A 24,770-nucleotide genomic window follows, 5' to 3' on the forward strand; every position below is an offset into this window, starting at 1 on the left:
GACATGCACCACGCAAGGAAAGGCTCGCTCAGCCTGTTGGCCGGCGCCATGCTGCTGGCCTCCGCTGGCGCGTTCGCCACGGTGGAGCCGGCTGTGCCTCAACAAGGCAAGCCGGTGACCACCGCCAAAGAGCTGCAACAAGCCAAGACCTACACCGTCAGCAGCGCGCCAACCGAGGCGCTGGAACTGGCCAAGCCGAAACTGCCCGACCTGTCCGGCTTCACCGCCGAGGCTGCTGCCGCGAAAATCGTCCGTAGCAAAGCAGGCAAAGTCAGCGTGCGCCGGATGATGCAGGAAGACGCCCTGAAGGACTTCATCGGCGGCGACAACAAGATGGCCGAATGGGTGGTGCGTCAGCACGGCATCCCGCAGGCGATCTTCGTCGACGACGGTTACATGAACCTCAAGGATCTGGCGCAGAAGCTGCCCAAGCAGTACTTCAGCGAGACCTCGCCGGGCGTGTACCTGTCGAAGCTGCCGATCGTTGTGGGCCGTAAAGGCATCCTCGAAATCGACGGCCAGACCCAGGAATTGCGCCTGTCGCAAGAGGCCGGTTCGTTCCTGGTCAACGACGGCCAGCTGTTCGTGCGTGACACCAAAGTCACTGGCTGGCGCGAGAAGGACAACGGCCCGGCAACCTTCCGTTCGCCGAAGGAATTCCGTCCGTTCCTGCTGGCCTGGGGCGGCACCGAGACTTACATCGTCAACAGCAAGATGGCCAGCTTCGGCTACGCCAACAGTAAGTCGTACGGGGTGAGTATTTCCCAGTACACGCCGAACATGGCCAAAGTGCTCAAGCGTCCCGAGCCGACCGGCTGGATCGTCGGCTCCGAGTTCTCCGACATGTGGTACGGCTTCTACTGCTACGAGACCCGCGACTTCGTGGTCAAGGGCAACACCTACAAGGACAACATCGTTTACGGCATCGACCCGCACGACCGTTCCCACGGTCTGATCATTGCCGAGAACACTGTGTACGGCACGAAGAAGAAGCACGGGATCATTATTTCCCGTGAGGTCAACGACAGCTTCATCTTCAACAACAAGAGCTACGACAACCACCTCTCGGGCCTGGTGATCGACCGTAACAGCGTCAACAACATCATTGCCTACAACGAGATCTACAAGAACCACACGGACGGCATCACGCTCTACGAGTCCGCCGACAACCTGCTGTGGGGCAACAAGGTCATCAGCAACAAGCGCCACGGCATCCGCATTCGTAACAGCGTGAACATCCGCCTCTACGAAAACGTCGCCATGGCCAACGGCCTGACCGGCGTCTACGGCCACATCAAGGACCTGACCGACACCGACCGTGACATCAAGCTCGACCCGTTCGACGCGCAAGTCTCGCTGATCGTGGTTGGCGGTGAACTGGCGGCCAACGGCAGCGGCCCGCTGTCGATCGATTCGCCGTTGAGCGTCGAGCTGTACCGCGTATCGATGCTGGCGCCGACCAAATCCAGCGGCATCAGCTTCAACGGCATCCTTGGCGAGCGCCAGGATGAAATTCTCGACTTGCTGGTGCGCCAGCAGAAAGCCGTGCTGATCGACCCTGTCGAACGCCAGACCGAAATGCAGGACTGAGGATAATTTTATGCACCCACACTTGATCAAATTACTCAGCCTGTCGGCCCTGACCGTGGGCATTCTGGCGGCCAGCAATGCTGCTCGCGCCGATGAAGCGGCGGGCGCCACACCGCCAAAATTCAGCGCTGAACCGTGCTGCAATCTGTGCCCGGCCGCGCACGATGCGAAGAACTACACCACGCGTTATCAGCAGAACTTCACCACGCTGGTGCAGGCGCAGGGCGACTGGCTGTTCCGTACCCAGGAAGATTTGCGCACCGAGTTCAACACCACCCCGGCCGGCTACAAACGCCTGCAACAGCTGCACGATGCGTTCAAGGCCAAAGGCGTCGAACTGGTGATCGTCTATCAGCCGACCCGTGGTCTGGTGAACCGCAACAAGCTCAACCCGCAGGAGAAAGCCGCGTTCGATTACGAGAAAGCGCTGGGCAACTACAAGACCATGCTCGGGCGTTTCGCGCAGATGGGTTACGTGGTGCCGGACCTGTCGCCGCTGACCAACGAATCGCTGCCGGACACCCTGCCCGCCCACGATTTCTACTTCCGCGGCGACCAGCACTGGACCCCATACGGCGCTCAGCGCACGGCGAAAATCGTCGCCGAGAAGGTCAAGCAGATCCCGGCGTTCGCCGACATTCCCAAGCGTGAATTCGAGACCAAACGCACCGGGCGCATGGGCAAGACCGGCACCCTGCACAACATGGCCGGCCAGCTGTGCGGCACCAGTTACGCGATCCAGTACATGGACCAGTTCACCACCGAGCCGAAAGGCGAGGCCGGTGACGGCGACCTGTTCGGTGATTCCGGTAACCCGCAGATCACCCTCGTGGGCACCTCGCACAGCGGCAAGAACTACAACTTCGCCGGCTTCCTCGAAGAGGCGATCGGCGCTGACATTCTCAACGTCGCGTTCCCTGGCGGCGGCCTCGAAGGTTCGATGCTGCAGTACCTCGGTAGCGACGAATTCCAGAAAACTCCGCCGAAGATTCTGATCTGGGAATTCTCGCCGCTGTACCGCCTCGACCAGGAAACCATCTATCGCCAGATGATGTCCCTTCTCGACAACGGCTGCGAAGGCAAAGACGCACAAATGTCCGCCAGCACCACGCTCAAGCCTGGCGGCAAACAGGAACTGCTGGTCAACAGCAAAAACCTGAACCTGCAGAACAGCAGCCATCAGGTCGACATCCGCTTCGCCGACACCTCGGTGAAAACCCTGCAAGCCACCCTCTGGTACATGAACGGTCGCCACGAGGACATCAAGATCGAGAAACCGGAAACCTCCGACACCGACGGTCGTTTCGCCTTTGAGCTGCGCACGGACGAAGACTGGGCCTCGCAAAATCTGCTGGCAGTCGAAGTCCAGGGCCCGGAAGCGGGTACCGCGCCGCAAAAAGTCGAAGCGAAAATCTGCAAACGCAACGTATTCCCGGGCGCTGGGCCACAAACCGCTCAGCTCGGGCAATGAGGTCTGCTATGCGAAATCGAACGATCAAACACTTGCTTGCACCATCCCTGCTGACCCTGGCGATGTTCGCCGGGGCCACTCAGGCCGCCGCGCCACTGCGCCCGCCGCAGGGTTACTTCGCGCCTGTGGATAAATTCAAGAGCGGCGACAAGAGCGAAGGCTGCGATGCGATGCCGGCGCCGTACACCGGGCCGCTGCAATTTCGCAGCAAATACGAAGGCTCGGACAAAGCCCGCGCGACCCTGAACGTGCAGTCGGAAAAAGCCTTCCGCGACACCACCAAGGACATCACCACCCTGGAGCGTGGCACCGCCAAACGCGTCATGCAGTTCATGCGCGACGGTCGTCCGGAGCAGCTCGACTGCACGCTGAACTGGCTGACCGCGTGGGCCAAGGCCGATGCGTTGATGTCGAAAGACTTCAACCACACCGGCAAGTCGATGCGCAAATGGGCGCTGGGCAGCATGGCGTCTTCGTACATCCGCCTGAAGTTCTCCGACTCGCATCCGCTGGCCACGCATCAGCAAGAAGCGCAGCAGATCGAAGCGTGGTTCAGCAAGATGGCCGATCAGGTGGTCAGCGACTGGGACAACCTGCCGCTGGAAAAAACCAACAACCACTCGTACTGGGCTGCCTGGTCGGTGATGGCCACCGCCGTCGCCACCAACCGTCGCGACCTGTTCGATTGGGCGGTGAAGGAATACAAGGTTGGCGTCAATCAAGTCGATGCCGACGGCTTCCTGCCCAACGAACTCAAGCGCCAGCAACGCGCACTCGCCTATCACAACTACGCCCTGCCACCACTGGCGATGATCGCCAGTTTTGCCCAGGTCAACGGTGTCGATCTGCGTCAGGAAAACAACAGCGCGCTCAAGCGTCTGGGTGACCGGGTGCTGGCCGGGGTGAAAGACCCGGATCAGTTCGAGAAGAAGAACGGCAAAGAGCAGGACATGACCGACCTGAAAGAGGACATGAAGTTCGCCTGGCTCGAACCGTTCTGCACCCTCTACACCTGCCCGCCGGACGTGATCGAGAAGAAGCACGGCATGCAACCGTTCAAGACCTTCCGCCTGGGCGGCGACCTGACCAAGGTCTACGACCCGTCGCACGAGAAGGGCAACAAGGGTTCGTAAGATCAAAACGCAAAACCCTGTAGGAGCTGCGGCACGCTGCGATCTTTTGACTCTGATTTTCAAAAGACAAGATCAAAAGATCGCAGCCTTCGGCAGCTCCTACAGGGGGCAACGAGATTTGAGTTAGCCCTCCGGTTTTTCATGGGGGGTTTGGGGGGGCTTTGGCCCTTGACTGTTGGTTCAAACATGGAGAGATCGGGATGGTATTTTCATCCAACGTGTTCCTGTTTCTGTTCTTGCCGATCTTTCTCGGCTTGTACTACTTGAGCGGGCAACGCTATCGCAACCTGTTGCTGCTGATCGCCAGCTACGTGTTCTACGCGTGGTGGCGGGTGGACTTCCTGGCGCTGTTCGCCGGCGTCACCCTGTGGAACTACTGGATCGGCCTGAAAGTCGGTGCCGCCGGCGTGCGCACCAAACCGGCACAGCGCTGGCTGCTGCTCGGTGTCGCGGTCGACCTGTGCATCCTCGGCTACTTCAAATACGCCAACTTCGGCGTGGACAGCATCAACGCGATCATGACCTCGTTCGGTCTGGAACCGTTCATCCTGACCCACGTGCTGCTGCCGATCGGCATCTCGTTCTACATCTTCGAATCGATCAGCTACATCATCGACGTGTATCGCGGCGACACCCCGGCCACCCGCAACCTGATCGACTTCGCAGCGTTCGTGGCGATCTTCCCGCACCTGATTGCCGGCCCGGTCCTGCGCTTTCGCGACCTCGCCGACCAGTTCAATAACCGCACGCACACCCTCGACAAGTTCTCCGAAGGTTGCACGCGGTTCATGCAGGGTTTCATCAAGAAGGTGTTCATCGCCGACACCCTCGCGGTAGTGGCCGACCACTGCTTCGCCCTGCAAAACCCGACTACGGGTGATGCCTGGCTCGGCGCACTGGCGTACACCGCGCAGCTGTATTTCGACTTCTCCGGTTACAGCGACATGGCCATCGGCCTGGGCCTGATGATGGGTTTCCGCTTCATGGAAAACTTCAAGCAGCCGTACATCAGCCAGTCGATCACCGAGTTCTGGCGCCGCTGGCACATCAGCCTGTCGACCTGGCTGCGTGACTACCTGTACATAACCCTCGGCGGTAACCGTAAAGGCACGCTGATGACCTATCGCAACCTGTTCCTGACCATGCTCCTCGGTGGCCTGTGGCACGGCGCGAACATCACTTACATCGTCTGGGGCGCCTGGCACGGCATGTGGCTGGCGATCGAAAAAATGCTCGGCATCAACACCTCGCCGCGCAGCCTCAACCCGATCCGCTGGGCGCTGACCTTCCTGCTGGTGGTCATGGGCTGGGTGATCTTCCGTGCCGAAAACCTGCACGTCGCGGGGCGCATGTACGGCGCGATGTTCAGCTTCAGTGACTGGTCGCTGTCGGAACTCAACCGCGCCAGCCTCACCGGCCTGCAAGTGGCAACCCTGGTGGTGGCGTACGCAACGCTGGCGTTCTTCGGCCTGCGTGATCTGTACACCAACCAGCCTCCAGTGAAGAGCAAACCTGAAGTCAACGTCGAGGCCAACGGCCCTGCCACCGCGACCCCGGGCATGATCAAGGCAGCCCCTGGCGAAAACCCGGCGAGCATCCACGAACCTGGTTACACCGTCGGCGTCGAAGCCCAGGTGCAACCGGCCTACTGGACGGCGGACTGGTCACGCTACGTGATGCGCGGGCTGATCCTGCTGCTGTTCATCGCCTCGATTCTCAAACTCTCGGCGCAAAGCTTCTCGCCGTTCCTTTACTTCCAGTTCTGAGGGATCTGACATGACCCGCTCATTACGCATCTTCTACATCGCGCTGTTTCTGCTGACCCTGCTGGTGCTCGGTCTGTGGTCGGTGCGCAGCTTCTTCGGCTTCAGCACCAACGCTGATGCGACCGTGCTCAATGGTCGCTGGACCAAAGCCGTGGAAACCCACTATGACGACCAGTTTCCGATCAAGCGCCTGGGCACCAACCTCTGGGCGGCGCTGGATTTCAAACTGTTCAACGAAGGGCGTCCGGGCGTAGTGCTCGGTCGCGATCAGTGGCTGTACAGCGACGAGGAATTCAACCCGATCGTCAACGAAGAACTGAACCTGCAAGGCAACTACGCGCTGGTCGAAGGCGTGCGCCAGACCCTGAAAGAGAAAGGCGTGAAACTGGTGATGGCGATCGTGCCGGCCAAGGTACGCCTGTACCCGGAACACTTGGGTGAAGTGAAACCGGCGAGCATCCACGCCAACCTCTATCAGGATTTCCACGCCCGTGTCGCGGCGGACAAGATCCTCGCCCCGGACCTGCTCGGCCCGCTGCAAAAAGCCAAGCAGAACGGTCAGCAAGTGTTCCTGCGCACCGACACCCACTGGACGCCTGAAGGCGCCGAGATCGCGGCCAACACCCTGGCGAAAACCATCGCCGACAAGTTCCCGCTCAGCGGCGAGCCGCAGCGCTTTGTCACCACGCCAGCGGAGAAGGTCACGCACAAGGGCGACCTGCGTCTGTTCCTGCCGCTGGATCCGCTGTTCGAAAACCTGATGCCAGCACAAGAGCCGCTGCAGAAGCGCAACACCGTGGCCGCCGCCGAGCAACCTGCCGGTGACGACGCGCTGTTCGCCAACAGCGAAGTACCGGTCGCACTGATCGGCACCAGCTACAGCGCCAACCCCAACTGGAACTTCGTCGGTGCGCTGAAACAAGCGCTGCACAGCGACGTCGTGAACTACGCCGAAGACGGCCACGGCCCGATCCTGCCGATGCTCAGCTACCTGAAAAGCGATGACTTCAAGAACAGCCCGCCACAGGTGCTGATCTGGGAGTTTCCTGAACGATATCTGCCTGTGAACAACGAAATCGGCGACGCCGACCCACAGTGGGTCGCAGAGCTCAAACAAGCCGGTGCTCGCCAACAAAACGTAGCCATCAACACTAAATCCGAGACGCCCGATCGGGCGCAAAACTGAAAGAGAGGTAACACCATGACTTTCACGACTACTCCTCGTCGTCTCGCTAAAAGCTTTGCACTGGTCGCTGGCCTCAGCGTGCTGTCGGTCCAGGCTTTCGCCGGTGGTGACGCCGCGCTGTACGGCCCGACTGCACCGAAAGGCTCGACCTTCGTGCGTATCTATAACGCCAGCAACGCCGAAGTCAGCGCCACCGTCGGCAGCACTAATCTGAGCGACGTCGCGCCGCTGGCCAGCAGCGACTTCAGCTTCATGCCGGGCGGTGACTACAGCGCCAAAGTCGGCAGCCAGACCCTGCCGGTCAAACTTGCCGGTGACCACTACTACACCCTGGTCAACAACGCATCCGGCGCGCCGCAACTGATCGAAGAACCGCCGTTCAAGAACAAGCAGAAATCCCTGGTGCGCGTGCAGAACCTCAGCGACAAGCCGCTGACCCTGAAGACCGCCGACGGCAAGACCGACGTGGTGCCGAACGTGGCCGCCAAGGGCCGTGGCGAGCGTGAAATCAACCCGGTGAAAGTGAGCCTCGCGCTGTACGAGGGCGACAAGAAGGTCGGCGACGTGAAACCGGTCGCCCTGGAGCGCGGTGAAGCAGCCGTGCTGTACGTCACCGGCAACGGCAGCAACCTGTCGCCAGTCTGGGTGAAACGCCCGGTGTCGACGCGCTAACAAATTTCCCGCAGAGACGCTGATCTCTGTAGGAGCTGCGGCACGCTGCGATCTTTTGATCTTCGGCGTCATTAAAGACGCCAAAAGATCGCAGCCTTCGGCAGCTCCTACAGGGAATCGCGGCGGTCTCTGGATACGAGACAAAAACAAGAGTGAAACGACACAACGTTCGTGCCTCTAACCAATCGATTTTTATGGAGTAAACAACATGATTCCGGTGATCTTGTCAGGTGGTAGCGGTTCACGTCTTTGGCCGCTTTCGCGCAAGCAATTCCCTAAACAATTCCTGGCCCTGACCGGTGAACACACACTGTTCCAGCAAACCCTGGAACGTCTGGTGTTCGAAGGCATGGACACGCCGATCGTGGTCTGCAACAAGGATCACCGCTTCATCGTCAACGAGCAGTTGGCCAACCGTAACCTCGAATGCCAGCGCATTCTGATGGAACCGTTCGGCCGCAACACCGCGCCAGCCGTAGCGCTGACCGCGATGATGCTGGTCAACGAAGGGCGTGACGAACTGATGCTGGTGCTGCCGGCCGACCACGTGCTGGAAGACCAGAAAGCCCTGCAACGCGCCCTCGCCCTGGCCACCGTCGCCGCCGAAAACGGCGAGATGGTGCTGTTCGGCGTGCCGGCGACCAAACCGGAAACCGGCTACGGCTACATCAAATCCACCGGCGACTCGCTGCTGCCCGAAGGCGTCAGCCGCGTTTCGCACTTCGTCGAAAAACCCGACGTCAAACGCGCCACCGAATACGTCGAGTCCGGTGGTTACTACTGGAACAGCGGCATGTTCCTGTTCCGCGCCAGCCGCTTCCTCGAAGAGCTGAAAAAGCACGATCCGGACATCTACGACACCTGCCTGCTGACCCTCGAGCGCAGCCAGCAGGACGCCGACACCGTCACGCTGGACGAAGCCACTTTCGCCTGCTGCCCGGACAACTCCATCGACTACTCGGTGATGGAAAAAACCCAGCGCGCCTGCGTGGTGCCGCTGAGCGCCGGCTGGAGCGATGTCGGTTGCTGGTCGTCGCTGTGGGAAGTCAACGAGAAGGACGCCAACGGCAACGTCAGCAAGGGCGACGTGGTGATCCAGGACAGCAAGAACTGCATGATCCACGGCAACGGCAAACTGGTGTCGGTGATCGGTCTGGAAAACATCGTCGTGGTCGAAACCAAGGACGCCATGATGATCGCCCACAAGGACAAGGTTCAGGGCGTCAAGCAGATGGTCAACACCCTCAACGAGCAGGGTCGCAGCGAAACCCAGAACCACTGCGAGGTCTACCGTCCGTGGGGTTCCTACGACTCGGTGGACATGGGCGGCCGCTTCCAGGTCAAGCACATCTCGGTGAAGCCGGGCGCGTGCCTGTCGCTGCAGATGCACCACCACCGCGCCGAGCACTGGATCGTGGTCAGCGGCACTGCCGAGGTGACCTGCGATGACAACGTGTTCCTGCTCTGCGAGAACCAGTCGACCTACATTCCGATCGCCTCGGTGCACCGCCTGCGCAACCCGGGCAAGATCCCGCTGGAAATCATCGAAGTCCAGTCAGGTTCGTACTTGGGTGAAGACGATATCGAACGCTTCGAAGATATCTACGGTCGCTCCACCCCGATCGAACGCGGCGTGTCGGTGAAAACCATCGCGCAGTGATCACCCGGCAATGAGAAGCCCCCGTCCAGCCCGCTGCGTCCCCTATCCGCAGTGGGTTGGGCGGGGGCTTTTTTACTAGCTGATCTTCCTCAATGAAACAGCTGCCACTGGTGACTGCGCGCTGATCTGAAAGCAATAATGTACTCATTCGGGATCGGTGTAATGAAGGTCATTTCCACTGTCATTGGCGGAATCATGGCCACGAAACCCGAGTTGTTCAGCGTATCGTCGCTCATCAAGATCCTTGTACCCAGTCTGCCCTTGGGAATGGATTTGGGAGGCGTTGCGAGTCCTAATGTTTGCTGATTGACCTCACGCTCCTGGAGCCCAGGAATTTCCATTCGATAAAGATAGTTACGCGTATCACCGTATCCGCCGGAATCCTCGTCCATACCTGTGGATATGAATCCGGGAACCGGACTTCTTACGTGCTCATTGGCGAGCGTGTTTATTCCCTTGGAAATCGCTGCTTGCCGGAACTCTTCTTTGATTTGAGCGCCACGATTGTCCCTGGGGAAAAAACCACCCGCAGCACGAATCTGTTCGGGTGCGCGATCGTCACCTCGCATAACCACAACGCCCTTGTTCTGACCGACAAGCAACGTATGCATCCCTATGGTCATCGAGCCTGCGGCATAAGACGGAAGTGGACCCGCCGCCCCTGAATTCGAGGGCCAGACAACCGGAGTAGAGGCTGGCTGGAATGGCTGAGCAATCACCGGCACTGCTGCAGGAACCGGGGGAGAAAAGGGTCGACGTGGTAACTTTGGAGCCGCCGCAAATCCTGCCCTCAAGGCAACAGGTTTGGGAGGAATGGGAGGGCGTGCAGGCAGGGAGGTTTGAGGTTGACTGTTTTGTGAAAAAACTGAAGACATTCTCGCGACAATGCCTCTTCTATCTTTTGCGTTCAGTCCGCTCGGGTCGGTCAAATTCATCGGATTATTACGAACCATCCTGTACAGATTCAAACCATCAATTGCCCCCGCCGGGTCCGGATTCATCCAGCGCTGCAACCGCGGGATGTAATACCGATAACCGTAGTAGTACAGCCCGGTAGCATCACGTTCCTTGCCGGAATAACGCACCGTACGGTAGCCGACCTCGGACTCACTGCTCCACGCCGTCTCGCCGAATGGATAGTAGGTTTCCTGACTGATGATCCGGGCGTCTGCGCCCAGTTCCAGACTGGTCGACCCGAGGTGATCGGAGAAATGGTACCGATAGCTGTCATTGCCGCTCGGCGGCGGTTCTTCCCAATGCATGACATGAACACTGTTAAGCCCGGTCTGTACCGAAACCACCTGCAATACCTCGCCAGCGCTGTCGATACGCAACTCCAGTCCCGGCAGGTAGCGCACCTCGTTGAGCACCGTGCGCGCATTAGTCTGCAACGCCCGAATCTTGCGCACACGTTGTCCTCCGGCGGCGTACAGATAAGTTTCCTGATCGTCAGATTCGCTCGCGCGCTCCACCGGGCTGACCAGGTGCAGCTGATTGCGCAGATCCCACTGCGCAAATCGCCCTTGATCCAGCTCCAGCAAATTGCCACGAGCGTCATAAGCCGCTGCGATTTGCGCTTCAGTCGGCGGCACGCCATTGCGCCACGGCAGGCCGCGATTGCTGTAGCGGGCAGTCTTGAATTGGCGTCCTTGCGCTTGAGCGCCGACATGCGTCAACTCGAGCAAATTGCCGCCGGCATCGTAACGACAGGTTTGCCGGTAATTGCTGAACGCCGCTGGATCAGCGCGACTCACCGACGTCGGCCCCTGGTTACTCGCCCCCGCTTCCCTACCGCTGGCCTCACTCAATTGATAGAGGCTGTCGTAGGTGAAACGGCTGATCGGGTCAATACGCTGATTGGCGAAGTAACGGATGGGCTGGGCCGCGTCTTCGATGCTCAACACATTGCCCATCCGGTCATAGGTGTAAACCAGATGCTGCAGCAGATTGCCGCTGGCGTCAGTTGTGCGGCGGCTGATGAGACGACCGCTCTGCGGCTGATAGGTCAGCGAGGAACGAACGCCGTTGCCCGCCAACTCATGCTCGACCTGGCCATCCGCGTTGTAACGAATGTCGCTGACCGTGGGCCGGTTATCGGGCTGGAGCTTCAACTGCAAACGTGCCGCACGCAAGCGACCGTCGACGGTCAGTTCAACCCCCTGCCTGTTATCTCGCGCGTCGACTTGTTCGAGCACTTGAGCAAGCGGGCCGAAGCGCCATCGGCTAGTGGCACCCTCGCCCGGTTCAAGCAACCGTGCACGGTCTTCAATCCGCTCGGGCCAATCGGGGGAGGCGGGATCCAGGGTAAAGTGGCGAATGTTTTCGCTGCATTGGCCGGTGATCGCAAAGGTTTCAAACAACACGCTGCCCGCCGGATCGTCATGACGTATTAATTGGCCGAGCTGATTTTTGCTCGCGTCGCCGGCACCGAGCTGGCCATATCTGTAACGCTCGACGCACCTTCGGGGCGTCGCTACACCCTCTTCGAATACCGCCACCGGTCGCAGCAACACGTCATATTCCACTTCACGACGGGTTCCAAGGCTGTCCCAGTCAAGCAGCACTTGTGCACCGAGACCGTAAAACGCGACCCGCGTACCAGCGTCGACGCTGTCCGAGCGCAACACTTGGCTATTCAACGAGTACACCATGGTCAGGTTGGCCGGGGTCAGTGGGTCGGACATTTGCAGTGCCCACAAACGCGGGTCCCACTGCACAACGGAACGCCCGACCACGTCGCGCAATGTACGGCGGATGCGGCTTTGAGTGGCGCTGACGCCATCATCGCGCCAATAGTCAACCGTGCGAATTGAAAGCCCACGAGGGTCGTTCGCCGAAAGCGTCGGAGTGTTGTGATGAACTCCCATCTGTCTCCTACCCTGTGTTTATGACAGCACCACTTCGTCCCTGCGAAGACATCAAACTGCTCGACAGTCCGGATGCCTACTGTCAGAAATTACAGTTCCGACCAATGGTGTGATGCTTTGCCTGGCGAATATCCATTCCCGCGCCCCTTCGGTAGGATGGTGCTCATGAGTTCAAGGAGCGTTCAAACATGTTCATCGGTGTTTTGCTGGTCATCACCTGGCTGATCCTGTTGCTGCGCTATCCGGCCAAGGCTGTGCCGGTGTCAGTCGCAGCCGCCGTTGGTCTGGGATTGGTCGCGGTCTGGGTGGTGTGGCTGGACAACCGCGAGCTCAAGCAACTGGCGCGTCTGGAGATGCGCATTGTCTATGCGCCTGAACAGTGCCCGGCGGATCGGCCGCTGCAACTGAAAATGAAAAACGGCAACGACGTGCCACTGACCGAGCTGCGCTGGCGCATCGCAGCCTACGCGCCCGGTGACACGGTCAATCTGGCCGATAACCAATACACCGCGCCGCGTTATCGTGGCCCCGGCGAACTGCAGGCCGGCGGCAACTGGGAAGACTGCTTGCCCATGCCACCGCTGCGCCCCGGTTATCGTCCGCAAACCCTGGAATTTCGCGCCGAGCGCTTGCAGGGCAGTTTTTCCGACTGATCCCCTCCCCCACTTTTTTGCACAAGGAATGCGCCATGCCCGTTGCGTTGATTACCGGTTGTTCCAGCGGCATTGGCCGCGCCCTCGCCGATGCGTTCAAAGCCGCCGGTTACGAAGTCTGGACCAGTGCGCGCAAGCCTGATGATGTTGCGGCACTCGCCGCTGCCGGGTTCACCGCAATCGCCCTGAACGTCAATGACAGCGTGGCGCTGGAACAACTCGCTGAGCGCATCAACCAGCAACACGGCGGCCTCGACGTGCTGATCAACAACGCCGGATATGGCGCCATGGGCCCGCTGCTCGATGGCGGCGTGCCGGCCATGCAGCGCCAGTTCGAGACCAACGTGTTCTCGATTGTCGGCGTGACTCGTGCACTGTTCCCGATGCTGCGCCGGGCCAAGGGGCTGGTGGTGAACATCGGCAGTGTCTCAGGAGTTCTGGTGACGCCGTTCGCTGGCGCCTACTGTGCTTCGAAAGCCGCGGTGCATGCGCTGAGCGATGCGTTGCGCATGGAGCTGGCGCCGTTCGGCATTCGCGTGATGGAAGTGCAACCGGGAGCAATTCAGTCGAGCTTCGCCAAGAATGCCGGGCACGAAGCCGAGCAACTGATCAACGAGCAGTCACCATGGTTTCCGTTGCGTGAGGGAATTCGCGCGCGGGCCAAGGCTTCGCAGGACAAACCGACGCCGGCCAGTGAGTTTGCGGCTGAATTGCTCAAGGCTGTGCAGCAAGGCACGCCGCCAAGATTGATCCGAATTGGTAATGGCAGCAGGGCGTTGCCGTTGCTGGCGACGTTGTTGCCCAAGGGGTTGCTGGAGTCGACATTGATGAGGCGGTTCGGCTTGCGCGGCCAGCTTTGATTCACTTCGGTGAAATTGCCAAATCAGCCGATCAACGTAAAATGCGCCAGACTTGAAGCACCCGATGTTTCAAGCAAACCGGATAGCGCATGGAATCGCTGGCGCATGCACTAAAGCAAGGGAATTGCTGAACACTGCGCCCCCTCCCCCGACCTTTCCTTCCGGAAACGTCGCTGCTTGTTTGCCTGCCTGACGCCAGCCCTGCTCGTACGCTTCAATTCAGATCAGGAACAACTTTTGAAAGTTCTCAACGTACTGCCTTTTGCATTGCTCACCTGGCTGGCGGGCTGCTCCACTCAAGAAGCGCCCCTCAACGACACCCTGCCGAAACTGACCGCCCGAGCGCTGTTGCCAACCGGAACTGAAATTACCTGGCGCCAAAATCGCGAATGACCAGCGGATCGTCAGCCTCATGGAGGATGATGCATTGTCGGTTGACGAACTCATCGAGTCCGGTCTGCTAGTGGTCAACAAGTTCTATTGATCGTCCGTAGCGCGAGCAGGCACGCGCCGGCACTGAACCTGCTCGCGATTGCAGCGACTGGGTATTTCAATTATCCACCGCACCCTGCGTCTGCCCGAACGGGCAAGTAATTTCCGCCGTAAGCCCCCGAAGGTGAATCCAAACCGGCGCTCACTGCGCCAGTCTTACCCTGTGGAATGTCGGATTCACATTGGCGCGAGTCTGGTCCTCAGCCCCACCCCTTCATGAAATCAATAAACGCCCGCACCTTGAGCGGCAGATGCCGGGTATCCGGATACAGCGCATAAACACCTTGCGCAGCGAAGCGGTGATCGGCCAGCAACCGCACCAATCGCCCCGCCTCCAGATCCTCCTGAATCAGCCACTGCGGCAAAATCGCCACGCCTTGCCCGGTCAGCGCAAACGCCCTGAGCGTCGCCGAGTTGTCGGCGACGATGGCGGTGGTCCCTGGTTTTGGCTGGTAGACATGCTCACGGCCGGGCGGGTCGGTCACGGTCATTCCCGGGACGCGGCCATGGCCCAGCGTCGGCATCGATTCCAAACTCGCCAGCGTGGCAACCGGCGCAAAGCGCTCGACCAGCTGCGGCGCCGCCACCGCAAACACTTCGAACGTCGACAACTGCACCGCGCGCAGATTGGAGTCGTGCATGCGGCCCAGACGAATCGCCATGTCGAAGCGTTCGGAGATCAGATCGGCGTGGGTCGAGGACGTCGACAAGTGAATGTTCAATTGCGGCTGTTGCTGACGAAACACCTCCAGCGCCGGCACCACCTGGGCCAGGGCAAATTCCACGGTGGTGGTGATGCGCAACGTGCCCTTGAGTTGCGAATGCTCGGAGCGCGCTTCTTCGATCGCCAGTCGCGCTTCGTCGAGGGTGCGCAGGCAGCGCCGATAGAACCGCTCGCCGGCATCGGTCAGGGCCAGTTGTCGGGTGTTGCGCGTGAGCAAGGTGACGCCCAGCTCTTCTTCCAGGCGCTTGAGATTGAAGCTCACCACCGCGCGGGTCTGGCCCAAGGTATCGGCGGCGGCCGTCAGCGACCCGGCCTCGACCACGGCTTTGAAGGTGTCAAAACGGTCCAGGCTGACCATATCCAGTGCGCCCTCTGTCAAAATCATTTTGACAAACTAGCAGGCAAACCAGCGTTTTCCTAACGCCTGAAGCGCACTACCCTGCGCGTCTCATCACAGGGAAGCGGCCATGACCTATCGCTCGAAAGTTGCGCTGGTGTATCTGTTCGGGTTCGCCCTCGACCTGCTGAACATGTTCGCCGCGAGCATTGCCTACCCGGACATCGCCCGGGAATTACAGGCCTCGGTGACGCAATTGGCGTGGATCACCAATGCCTACATGCTCGGACTGACGCTGGTCATTCCGCTGAGCGTGTGGCTGTCGGCGCGGCTGGGCGAGCGCCAGTTGATTCTTGGCTCGTTGCTGCTGTTCGGTATCGCTTCCGGTCTGGTGGCGCAGGCCGGGTCGATTGAAGGCCTGATTGGCTGGCGCCTGCTGCAAGGGCTCGGCGGTGGGTTGTTGCTGCCGATCGGTCAGGCCCTGGCTTATCGGCAATATCCTGCGACGCAACGCGCGCACCTGACCGGTGTGGTGCTGATGGTCGCGCTGATGGTCCCGGCCCTGTCGCCGGCGGCGGGAGGCTTGATCGTCGAGGCGTTGTCATGGCGCTGGATTTTCTACCTGAACATGCCACTGGCGCTGCTCGCGTTCGGCCTGGGTCTGCTGTGGTTGCAAGCGGATCAACCCGGCACTGAACGCCCGACACTGGATGTACGCGGGTTGCTGCTGGCGGTGACAGCCCTGAGTCTGTTGCTGATTGCCGTGAGTCTGGCAAGTGCGCCCGCGACCCGAAATCTGGCGGGCGGCGTTCTGCTGCTCGGCGCCATCACCTTATGGCTGTACCTGCGTGATGGCTGGCACAAACCCGACGCGGTGCTCGACCTGCAACTGATCAAGAGCCCGTCGCTGCGCCTGGCGATGTTGATCTACCTGTTCGTGCCCGGGGTGTTTACCGGCACCAACATGATTGCCGTGTTGTACCTGCACGACCTCGGTTTCGGCGCGGCGCAGACCGGTGCGCTGATGCTGTCCTGGGCGGCCGCATCGGGGGGGGCGATCATGCTTGGCAAACGCAGTTTCAACCGCATCGGCCCCAAACCGTTACTGATCGCCGGGATGCTTTTGCAGTGCCTGGGGATTGTCCTGCTGATGCGCATCGAGCAGCCCGCCGCCACGCCGCTGATCATCGCCTACGCCCTGATGGGACTGGGCGGCAGCCTGTGCAGCGTGACCGCGCAGAGCCTGGCGTTTGTCGGCATCGCACCGGAAAAAATGGGCCACTCCAGCGCCTTGTGGAACATCAATCGCCAGCTCGGTTTCTGCTTCGGCGCGGCGCTGCTCAGCTCGCTGTTGGGCGCACTGGGCGGCCACGGTTTCCAATACTGCTTTTTCGCGGCGGCCTTGCTCACATTGCTGCCGATGATCGCCGTGCTGCGCTTCGACGCCTCCAAAGTGCTCGCGCTGCTGAGCACACCTCCCCTGCAGGAAAAATCCACATGATTGACTACAACGAATATTTTGATGAAGTGATCCAGGCCCACCTGGTCATCGAACGCTGGTTTGCCGTCGAACAGGATTCGGCCGAACTTGCACGCTTGCTGGGCCGGTTCTCGGCGGACTTTTCCATGGTCACGCCGCTGGGCCGGGTACTGGATTTCGAAGCCTTGCGCATGCTGTTTCAAGCGGCAGGCGGGAAGAAGCCCGGGTTCAGGATCGAGCTCAGTGAGCTGCGCGGGATTGCATTGCATGCGAATGGCGCAACGCTGAGTTATCGCGAGCAACAGAGCGATGCGAGCGGGTTGCGCACCGATCGCCAGTCGACGGTGGTGTTTGAAAAGAGCGAGGCCGGGCGGGTGCTGTGGCGGCATTTGCAGGAGACGTTTTGCCAAGGCTGATGGAATCCCATTGTGGCGAGGGAGCTTGCTCCCTCGCCACAGGGTTACTCGACAGCGTCTTGCTTAACCACCACCGTGCAAGTAATCCCCGCGGCCAACAACACCCCCTCCGGCACTTCATCGATGTGAATGCGCACCGGCACCCGCTGTGCCAGGCGTACCCAGTTGAACGTCGGGTTCACGTCGGCGATCAGCTCACGGCTTTCCGGGTTGTCGCGGTCGTAGATGCCGCGAGAAATGCTCTCCACGTGGCCCTTCAACACTTCGCCGCTCATCAGTTGCATGTCGGCCTTATCGCCTACACGCACGTGTGGCAATTTGGTCTCTTCGAAGAAGCCGTAGACCCAGAACGAGTTCATGTCGACCACGGCCATTTTCGCTTCGCCGATGCGCGCGTAGTCACCGCGATGCACGTTGAGGTTGGTGACGTAGCCGTCGACTGCCGCGCGCACTTCGGTGCGTTTGAGGTTAAGTTCGGCCGCTTCCAGTTGTGCTTGCGCGTGTTGATAGTCGGCCTGCGCGGCGTCGGCGATGTTGCTGGCGTCGTCGCGGTTTTCCTTGGAGACCACCAGATTGTCGAGGTCGGCGCGGCGGTGCGCGTTGACCTTGCGCATCTCCCAGGTCGCCTTGCGCGACGCCACCAGCGACTGCGCCTGCTTCACGGCGAGACGGTAGTGTTCAGGGTCGATCTGCATCAGCAGGTCGCCCTTCTTCACCAACTGGTTGTCGCGCACCGGTACGTCGACCACTTCCCCGGTAACGTCGGCGGCGACGTTGATGATGTCCGCCCGCACCCGACCGTCGCGGGTCCACGGGGTGTTCATGTAGTGCTCCCACAACGTGCGGCCGATCCATAGCGCCAGGGCCAGCACCAGCAGGGTCGCGAGCAGGCTGAAAAACTTTTTCATCAGGGCCTTCTTCAGAGGTAGAGAATCAACGGTAAACAGTCAGCGCCATCGCGCCGAACAGACAGGTAAACAGGCTCAGGCGCAGCAACGCCGGGTGCCAGAAAAAGCGGTACAGGTCGAACCCCGAGAGGAACCGGTCCAAGGCCCAGGCGAGCGCCGCAGCGATAAAAAACATCAGGGTCATGGTCGGCATGTACACGCCGTGGAAGGCAATTTCACGAGGCATGGGCAAGTCCTTCGGGCTTGGCAACGGCATAGGCAGCAAGTGGTGATTGCGGGTCGAGCAACGAGGTGCGGATGAAGTGCAGATAGCTTTTCACCCGGCGTAACGCGGAGGTATCGAAGTGCGGCGCGAAGGGCTCGTCAGTCGCGGCGACCCGACTGATCGCGTGATCTACCGCCACCAGTGCGCGCTCCAGATTGCTCGGGTTCGGTTGCAGAAACAGCCGCACCAGCGCCCGGCCCATCACGCGGATCGCCTGCCGCCACGGCTGCGATTCGGCATACGCCGGGTGCACCGGGAGGATCGCCTGTTCCTTGCGCAACTCGATGATCGCGTGGCCGACTTCGAGCACCACGAACATCCAGCGCAACAGGTTCTTCTGCACCGTCGGCTGACCGGCAGCGAGGCCGTATGCCTGATGCAGCAGGTCGCGGGTACGACTCTCGAAACTCGATGCCAGGCCTTTGAGTTTGCCGCTGATCGCATAGACCACTTGCTCGCGCAGATCCTGCTCCAGGCGCTTCCACAACCAGCGGCTGTTCGGCGGCAGAATGATCGCGCCGGCAGCGGCACACACCAGCATGCCCATGACCATGGCGATGTAGTCGTTGATGAAGGTGTAGGGGTTGTAGATGGTCAGGTTGTCCGGCACCGAACCGGTGCTGAAGAAGATCAACAACCCCAGGCCCACACCTGCGTATTGCGGTCGCGAAGAGAGAAACGAGCCGAGCACGATCACTGGCGCAAGCATCACGCACAGCAGCGGAAAACCATCGATCCACGGGAAGATGAAAAACATCTCGACGAAGCCGATCAGCGCCCCGAGGAAAGTCCCGCAGGCCATCTGGAACGCCATGCGTTTCGGGTTCGGCGTGGCGGCGGACAGGCCCACGGTCGCGGCGGCAATCAGGGTCATGGTTGCGCCGCTCGGCCACGCGGTGGCGACCCAGTAACTACCGAGCACAATCAGGATAAACGAGGCGCGAATCCCCGACGCCGCAGCGGCCCACCAGTTGGTTTGCGGGGTGAACGGCTCGTCCCAGCGCTCACGCTCGTGGCGGTGATCGGCCAGCGAAGCGTGGGTCTGTGCATAACTGTGCAGGTCGTCGACGAAGCGATAGAGCAGCTCGTATGCAGTGTGGAAATCCAGTTGCTCGGCATCGCTGGGGTCAGTCTCCTGAAAGGCTGCACGCAGACTGCGCACCCGCGTCGGCAGGCCCCCCTTGTAGCTTGCCAGTGCCGTCGCCAGGCGAGCGGCGTCCGGGCTGGTCAGAGCGCGGCCACTGAAGCCGTCGAGCACTTCTGCCAGATCCTGCAGGCCCGGCCTGATCGCAGCCACCACGTGTTCTTCGTCATTCACGCGCAAGCGTTCGAGCAACTGATGCAGAGCGTTGAAGCGCGTGGTAATGCCCATGAACTCGCTGTTCAAACGGCTGAGGCGACCGTTGCGCCGGCGCATGTGCGGGTCTTCGAACACGGTGACGCTGCGCAATCCTTCCAGGCCCACGGCTTCGGCGATGAAACGCACGTTGTTGGTCTCGAAGGCGTCGGCTTTGCTGCGTCCGCGCAGGCCGTCGGTGACGAACAACGCGAACACCCCGAAGCGCTGATACAGCGCGTTGCGCATTGCTGCGCTGGCGGTTTGCGGCAGGATCGCGGCGCTGACCACCGTCGAGCAGAGAATCCCCAGCGAGATCTCCAGCACCCGCCAGACGGCGGCCATGAACGCACCGTCCGGATGCGCCAGCGCCGGCAGACCGACCATCGCGGCGGTGTAGCCGGCGAGGACAAAACCGTAGGCGCGGAAGTTACGGCAACGCGCCGCACCGGCCGAGCAGATGCCGACCCAGATCGCCAGCGATCCGAGGAACAACTCAGTGTTCTGCGCGAACAGCGAGATCAGCGTGACCATCATCGCCGACCCGGCCAGGGTGCCAAGGAAACGATAGAAACTCTTGGCGAACACATGGCCGCTCTGCGGCTGCATGACGATGAACACGGTGATCATCGCCGTACGCGGTTGCGGCAACTCCAGGCGCATCGCCAGCCACAACGTGAGGAACGCGGCGAGCAATACCTTGAAGATATACACCCAGGTCACGCCATCGCTGCGCGCCCAGTCAAACAAACCCCGACGCCATTCCAGGGAGTAGAGCCAGCGTAGAGGTGCGGGCAAGGGAGTCATTTGGTCTTGCTCAATAAATGAAGAGAAAGTCTGTGGATCACGCAATTCCTGTGGCGAGGGAGCTTGCTCCCGCTTGAGTGCACAGCGCTCACAAGATTTTTGGGGCTGCTGCGCAGCCCAGCGGGAGCAAGCTCCCTCGCCACAGGTTTGCGCATACCGTCGGGACTGTGTTCACCGCAGGAGGGCCGGGGTTTTCGGGGCTGCTGTTTGTTCGGCAGTGGGCACGTCATTGCCTGCCCCGAGGCCGCCACCCAGCGCCGTCACCAGCTCGGCATGCGCACTCAAGCGCGCCGCCTGCACCTGCTGCTGCACCTGCTGTTGCTTGAACAGCAAGGTCTGCGCATTGAGCACGTTGAGGTAATCGGTGAGGCCACGCTGATAGGCGATCATCGCAATGTCGTAGGTCTTCTGCGCGGTGGCCACCGACTCGGCGGCGAAGGCTTGCTGCTTGTCCATCGACTCGCGGCGGATCAACTGGTCGGAGATGTTCTTCAGTGCATTGACCAGCGTCTGGTTGTAATGCGCCACGGCGATGTCATACCCGGCGGACGCTTCACCCAGTTCGCTGCGCAAACGCCCCCCGTCGAAGATCGGCAGCGAGATCGCCGGGCCAACGTTGTAGTTGAGCTTCTTGCCAGTCAAAAACTCCAGCGCCCCGCCGCCGGTGGCCATGTAGCCGAGGCTGCCGACCAGATCGACGTTGGGATAAAACCCGGCGTGCGCCACGTCGATGCCGCGTGCCTGCGCCGCCACTTGCCAGCGACTGGCAACCACGTCCGGGCGCTGACCGAGCAACTCGGCGGGCAGTGCCGACGGCAGTTTCAACGCAGCACCCAGCGTCAAAGTCGGCCGCTGCAACTGCGCGCCGGCGCCCGGGCCTTTACCGGCCAGCGCGGCGATCTGGTTACGGCTGAGGGCGATTTCTTCGTCCAGCGCATCCAGTTGCCGATGGGTTTCCGGCAACGGCGTTTCGGCCTGACTGACTTCGAAGTGCGTGCCGATGCCGCCATTCAGACGTTTCTGCGCCAGATCGAGAATCTGCTGTTGCTGCTTGAGGGTCGCGGCGACGATATCGCGCTGGGCGTAATGCAGCGACAGCTCGATGTAGGCGCGCACGATATTGTTCTGCAATTCCAGCTGTGCCAACCGCGCTTCGGCGGCACTCATGTGCGCCAGATCCACCGCGCGTTCGCTGGCATTGCTTTCACGGCCCCAGAGGTCGAGGGCATAACTGAAACCCAGCGCGGCGTTGTTGTCCCAGGTGGTGGTGTTGGCCAGCTCGCCCGGGCCGTAGAACTGGTCGGTCGGCCAGTTGTGACGCTTTAGCGTTGACTCGCCATTGATCTGCAACGACTCGGCGGCCTCGGCGACACCGGCCAGTGCCTTGGCCTGACGCACCCGCGCAGCGGCCATGGCTATGGTCGGGCTGCCCTGCACGGCGAGGTCGATCCAGCGATTGAGTTGCGGGTCGCCATAGGCTTGCCACCATTGTGCGGTGGGCCAGTGTGCGTCACGGGCGGCGTGGGCGATGGCGTCGTCAGTGGCCAGTGCGTCGGCTTCCAATGCCTTGCTATGCGGGGCAATTCCTTGCGTTGAGATGCAGCCGCTGAGACCCAGGGTAAAAGCCAGAACACTGAGCGGCAAAAGCGCTCTGTTGATGCGACGCGGCACAGCTGCGAATTCCTGAAAGAGGATAAGGCGGGGGCGTGTTCCCTTCTGTAGGCGCTGCCGAAGGCTGCGATCTTTTGATCTTGATTCCCTTAAAACAAAATCAAAAGATCGCAGCCTTCGGCAGCTCCTACAGGGAACGGCGCAATTCTAGGTGGGCGCCTTGGTGGCGATAAGCTGGGATTCCTGTGAATCTTTGTTACCGTTAACGAGATAATCCCTTGGTCGGGGGTCTCAGACCCTGAAACTTCGTGTCACAATTTGCCATCTCCCTTGAGAGCACCCCATGGACACATTGCAAAACATGCGCGCCTTCAGTTGTGTGGCCGAAGCCGGCAGCTTCACCGCCGCCGCCGTGCAACTCGACACCACCACGGCCAACGTCTCGCGCGCGGTCTCCAACCTGGAAGCCCACCTGCAAACCCGCCTGCTCAATCGCACGACCCGGCGCATCGCCCTGACCGAGGCCGGCAAGCGCTACCTGCTGCGCTGCGAGCAGATCCTGGCCTATGTCGAAGAAGCCGAAGCCGAGGCCAGCCAAGCCCACGCCCGCCCCGCCGGCCAGTTGAAAGTGCACACCATGACCGGCATCGGCCAGCACTTCGTGATCGACGCCATCGCCCGCTACCGCAAGACCCACCCGGACGTGACCTTCGACCTGACCATGGCCAACCGCGTGCCGGACCTGCTCGACGAGGGCTACGACGTGTCCATCGTGCTGGCCAGCGAACTGCCGGACTCGGGCTTCGTCTCGCAACGCCTGGGCATCACCTACAGCATCGTCTGCGCCTCCCCGGCCTATGTGAAAGCCAACGGCTGCGCGCAAAAACCCAGCGACCTGCTGAACCACGCCTGCCTGCGCCTCGTCAGCCCGGTGATCCCCCTGGAAAAATGGGCCTTCAACGGCCCGGACGGCCAGGAAATGGTCACCATCAACAGCTCGCCGTTCCTGGTGAACTCCGCCGACGCGATGAAAGCCGCAATCATCAGCGGCATGGGCGTCGGCGTCCTGCCGGTCTACGCCGCCATCGAAGGCCTGCGCAACGGCACGCTGGTGCGGATGATGCCGAACTACCGCTCGCAGGAACTCAACCTGTACGCGATCTACCCCTCGCGGCAATACCTGGACGCGAAGATCAAGACCTGGGTCGAGTACTTGCGCGGGTCACTGCCGGAGATATTAGCGGCGCATCAGGCGGAACTGGCCGCCTACGAGTTAAGCGGCAACCTCGCCGGAGCCCGCGTCGCCAACTGATCTTCAACACATCGCCAAACCTGTAGGAGCTGCCGCAGGCTGCGATCTTTTGCCCTTGATGTTTAAAAATCAAAAGATCGCAGCCTACGGCAGCTCCTACAGAAGCGGTGATTTGACGGTCGTCGCTCGGAAGTGGGGTGAATAGGCTGGTTCGGTTGCTGAAACATCGGCGACCGGGTCTGGAAAACCCGAAGGGTCAAAGCACATGACATAATGCCGCGCTTTTTCAGCGCCGGTGTTTTAGTTATGGCGGCTGTACGAGGGAGACCTTCGGGTCTGCCGGGTTTGATCCTTTGCCGGTTTTTCCAGCCTGCGTACAGCTGCCACCCACTTCGCCTGGAAAACGAAAAGTGGCAGTTCCATTTCGTCAAAAGGATCTTTGCCATGATTAAGCCTTCACCCAATCCGCCCCAAGCGGAAAGCACTTCCCCCTACGAATCCCTCGATTCAAAAAAACCCACGACGCCACCGAACGCGCTCTCGACCACTACCTGAAACCTTCCGCTGCTGCTGTGAGACTCCACAAACCCAGCAGCATGTTCCAGGTCCTCCCGACATGGACAACGAAAGCCTGATGGTTCACGCCTGCGAATCACTGGCCTCGGCGAGCATCATGCTGGCTGAGCTGGCGGTGAGTCGGGTGCTGGATAACCACGAAATTTCGCAGTCTCCAACACAACCAATCCCCCCGTGGGAGCCTGCTCGCGAAGGCGCCAGCGCATTCAATATTTATGGTGCCTGCCCCACCGCTTTCGCGAGCAGGCTCACTCCTACAGTGGAATGGGGGCAGTCAGTTGGAGATTGGTCGGCTGGCAGGCCGCCTTCGCGGGCAGGCTCGCTCCTACAATTGGATGGGGGCAGTCAGTTGGAGATTGGTCGGCTGGCAGGCCGTCTTCGCGAGCAGGCTCGCTCCTACAGTGGAATGGGGGCAGTTAGTTGGAGATTGGTCGGCTGTCAGGCCGTCTTCGCGAGCAGGCTCACTCCTACAGTGGGAATGGGGCAGTTAGTTGGAGATTGGTCGGCTGTCAGGCCGCCTTCGCGGGCAGGCTCGCTCCTACAATTGGATGGGGGCAGTCAGTTGGAGATTGGTCGGCTGTCAGGCCGCCTTCGCGGGCAGGCTCGCTCCTACAATTGGATGGGGGCAGTCAGTTGGAGATTGGTCGGCTGGCAGGCCGTCTTCGCGAGCAGGCTCGCTCCTACAGTTGGATGGGGGCAGTCAGTTGG

The 24,770-nt window shown here is 60.7% G+C and carries 19 protein-coding genes and 1 pseudogene; 14 read left to right on the top strand and 6 right to left on the bottom strand.

Going from position 1 to position 24,770, the window contains the following annotated elements; all coding sequences use genetic code 11:
- The first annotated feature begins 3 nt into the window (after nt 1–3).
- The 7 genes from algG (at nt 4) to BW33_RS23345 (ending at nt 9,478) form a co-directional block, all read left to right on the top strand.
- A complete protein-coding gene (gene algG / locus BW33_RS23315) occupies nt 4–1,590 on the top strand; it encodes a mannuronan 5-epimerase AlgG (RefSeq protein ID WP_047601500.1) in 1,587 nt (528 codons plus the stop codon).
- 10 nt (nt 1,591–1,600) lie between these two features.
- Nucleotides 1,601–3,061: an alginate O-acetyltransferase gene (locus BW33_RS23320; protein ID WP_047601451.1), complete on the top strand. Its 1,461-nt coding sequence runs from the start codon at nt 1,601–1,603 to the stop codon at nt 3,059–3,061.
- An 8-nt stretch (nt 3,062–3,069) separates the two neighbouring features.
- The gene (locus BW33_RS23325) at nt 3,070–4,194 is read left to right on the top strand and encodes a mannuronate-specific alginate lyase (RefSeq protein WP_047601453.1); all 1,125 of its coding nucleotides are present in this window, start codon (nt 3,070–3,072) and stop codon (nt 4,192–4,194) included.
- A gap of 200 nt (nt 4,195–4,394) precedes the next feature.
- A complete protein-coding gene (locus BW33_RS23330) occupies nt 4,395–5,960 on the top strand; it encodes an MBOAT family O-acyltransferase (protein ID WP_007969546.1) in 1,566 nt (521 codons plus the stop codon).
- A gap of 10 nt (nt 5,961–5,970) precedes the next feature.
- Nucleotides 5,971–7,146, top strand: a complete 1,176-nt coding sequence (locus tag BW33_RS23335; RefSeq protein WP_047601455.1) for an alginate O-acetyltransferase — start codon at nt 5,971–5,973, stop codon at nt 7,144–7,146.
- Nucleotides 7,147–7,161: 15 nt separating this feature from the next.
- Nucleotides 7,162–7,818, top strand: coding sequence for an alginate O-acetyltransferase AlgF (locus BW33_RS23340; RefSeq protein ID WP_047601457.1), 657 nt, complete (start codon nt 7,162–7,164; stop codon nt 7,816–7,818).
- A gap of 208 nt (nt 7,819–8,026) precedes the next feature.
- Nucleotides 8,027–9,478 carry a mannose-1-phosphate guanylyltransferase/mannose-6-phosphate isomerase gene (locus BW33_RS23345; RefSeq protein WP_003221833.1) on the top strand — a complete coding sequence of 484 codons (1,452 nt, stop codon included), beginning with the start codon at nt 8,027–8,029 and terminating at the stop codon, nt 9,476–9,478.
- Between the two features lie 89 nt (nt 9,479–9,567).
- Here the strand turns inward: BW33_RS23345 and BW33_RS23350 are convergent, their stop codons facing one another.
- The gene (locus BW33_RS23350; protein ID WP_052032743.1) at nt 9,568–12,345 is read right to left on the bottom strand and encodes an RHS repeat domain-containing protein; all 2,778 of its coding nucleotides are present in this window, start codon (nt 12,343–12,345) and stop codon (nt 9,568–9,570) included.
- Nucleotides 12,346–12,533: 188 nt separating this feature from the next.
- Between BW33_RS23350 and BW33_RS23355 the strand changes: the two genes are divergently transcribed.
- The 3 genes from BW33_RS23355 (at nt 12,534) to BW33_RS29670 (ending at nt 14,251) form a co-directional block, all read left to right on the top strand.
- Complete coding sequence (locus BW33_RS23355) at nt 12,534–12,998, top strand: hypothetical protein (RefSeq protein ID WP_047601459.1); 465 nt, start codon at nt 12,534–12,536, stop codon at nt 12,996–12,998.
- Between the two features lie 35 nt (nt 12,999–13,033).
- The gene (locus BW33_RS23360) at nt 13,034–13,858 is read left to right on the top strand and encodes an SDR family oxidoreductase (RefSeq protein ID WP_047601461.1); all 825 of its coding nucleotides are present in this window, start codon (nt 13,034–13,036) and stop codon (nt 13,856–13,858) included.
- 237 nt (nt 13,859–14,095) lie between these two features.
- Complete coding sequence (locus BW33_RS29670) at nt 14,096–14,251, top strand: hypothetical protein (RefSeq protein ID WP_177327521.1); 156 nt, start codon at nt 14,096–14,098, stop codon at nt 14,249–14,251.
- Nucleotides 14,252–14,550: 299 nt separating this feature from the next.
- On the opposite strand, the gene BW33_RS23370 is transcribed toward BW33_RS29670, so the two are convergent.
- Nucleotides 14,551–15,432 (bottom strand): LysR family transcriptional regulator, encoded by an 882-nt coding sequence (locus tag BW33_RS23370; protein WP_047601464.1) that lies wholly within the window; start codon nt 15,430–15,432, stop codon nt 14,551–14,553.
- Nucleotides 15,433–15,541: 109 nt separating this feature from the next.
- On the opposite strand from BW33_RS23370, the gene BW33_RS23375 reads away from it, so the two are divergent.
- Together BW33_RS23375 and BW33_RS23380 are read left to right on the top strand one after the other, a co-directional pair.
- Nucleotides 15,542–16,912 (top strand): MFS transporter, encoded by a 1,371-nt coding sequence (locus tag BW33_RS23375; protein ID WP_047601466.1) that lies wholly within the window; start codon nt 15,542–15,544, stop codon nt 16,910–16,912.
- Entirely contained in the window at nt 16,909–17,307 is a 399-nt protein-coding gene (locus tag BW33_RS23380) for a DUF4440 domain-containing protein (protein WP_047601468.1), read from the top strand. Before BW33_RS23375 ends, BW33_RS23380 begins: the two co-directional genes overlap by 4 nt.
- Nucleotides 17,308–17,351: 44 nt before the next feature.
- Here the strand turns inward: BW33_RS23380 and BW33_RS23385 are convergent, their stop codons facing one another.
- The 4 genes from BW33_RS23385 to BW33_RS23400 form a co-directional block, all read right to left on the bottom strand.
- Nucleotides 17,352–18,215: an efflux RND transporter periplasmic adaptor subunit gene (locus BW33_RS23385; RefSeq protein ID WP_047601469.1), complete on the bottom strand. Its 864-nt coding sequence runs from the start codon at nt 18,213–18,215 to the stop codon at nt 17,352–17,354.
- Between the two features lie 25 nt (nt 18,216–18,240).
- Nucleotides 18,241–18,441 carry a DUF1656 domain-containing protein gene (locus BW33_RS23390; RefSeq protein WP_015096751.1) on the bottom strand — a complete coding sequence of 67 codons (201 nt, stop codon included), beginning with the start codon at nt 18,439–18,441 and terminating at the stop codon, nt 18,241–18,243.
- A complete protein-coding gene (locus BW33_RS23395; RefSeq protein WP_047601472.1) occupies nt 18,431–20,623 on the bottom strand; it encodes an FUSC family protein in 2,193 nt (730 codons plus the stop codon). Before BW33_RS23395 ends, BW33_RS23390 begins: the two co-directional genes overlap by 11 nt.
- Before the next feature lie 171 nt (nt 20,624–20,794).
- A complete protein-coding gene (locus tag BW33_RS23400; protein WP_047601475.1) occupies nt 20,795–22,294 on the bottom strand; it encodes an efflux transporter outer membrane subunit in 1,500 nt (499 codons plus the stop codon).
- Nucleotides 22,295–22,577: 283 nt separating this feature from the next.
- On the opposite strand from BW33_RS23400, the gene BW33_RS23405 reads away from it, so the two are divergent.
- Both BW33_RS23405 and BW33_RS30290 read left to right on the top strand, forming a co-directional pair.
- A complete protein-coding gene (locus BW33_RS23405; RefSeq protein ID WP_047601478.1) occupies nt 22,578–23,546 on the top strand; it encodes a LysR family transcriptional regulator in 969 nt (322 codons plus the stop codon).
- A gap of 384 nt (nt 23,547–23,930) precedes the next feature.
- Nucleotides 23,931–24,216: pseudogene (locus BW33_RS30290) on the top strand (DUF6124 family protein); the annotation flags it as partial.
- Nucleotides 24,217–24,770 lie beyond the last annotated feature (554 nt).

The organism is Pseudomonas sp. RIT288 (genome assembly GCF_000631985.1).
Classification (GTDB): domain Bacteria; phylum Pseudomonadota; class Gammaproteobacteria; order Pseudomonadales; family Pseudomonadaceae; genus Aquipseudomonas.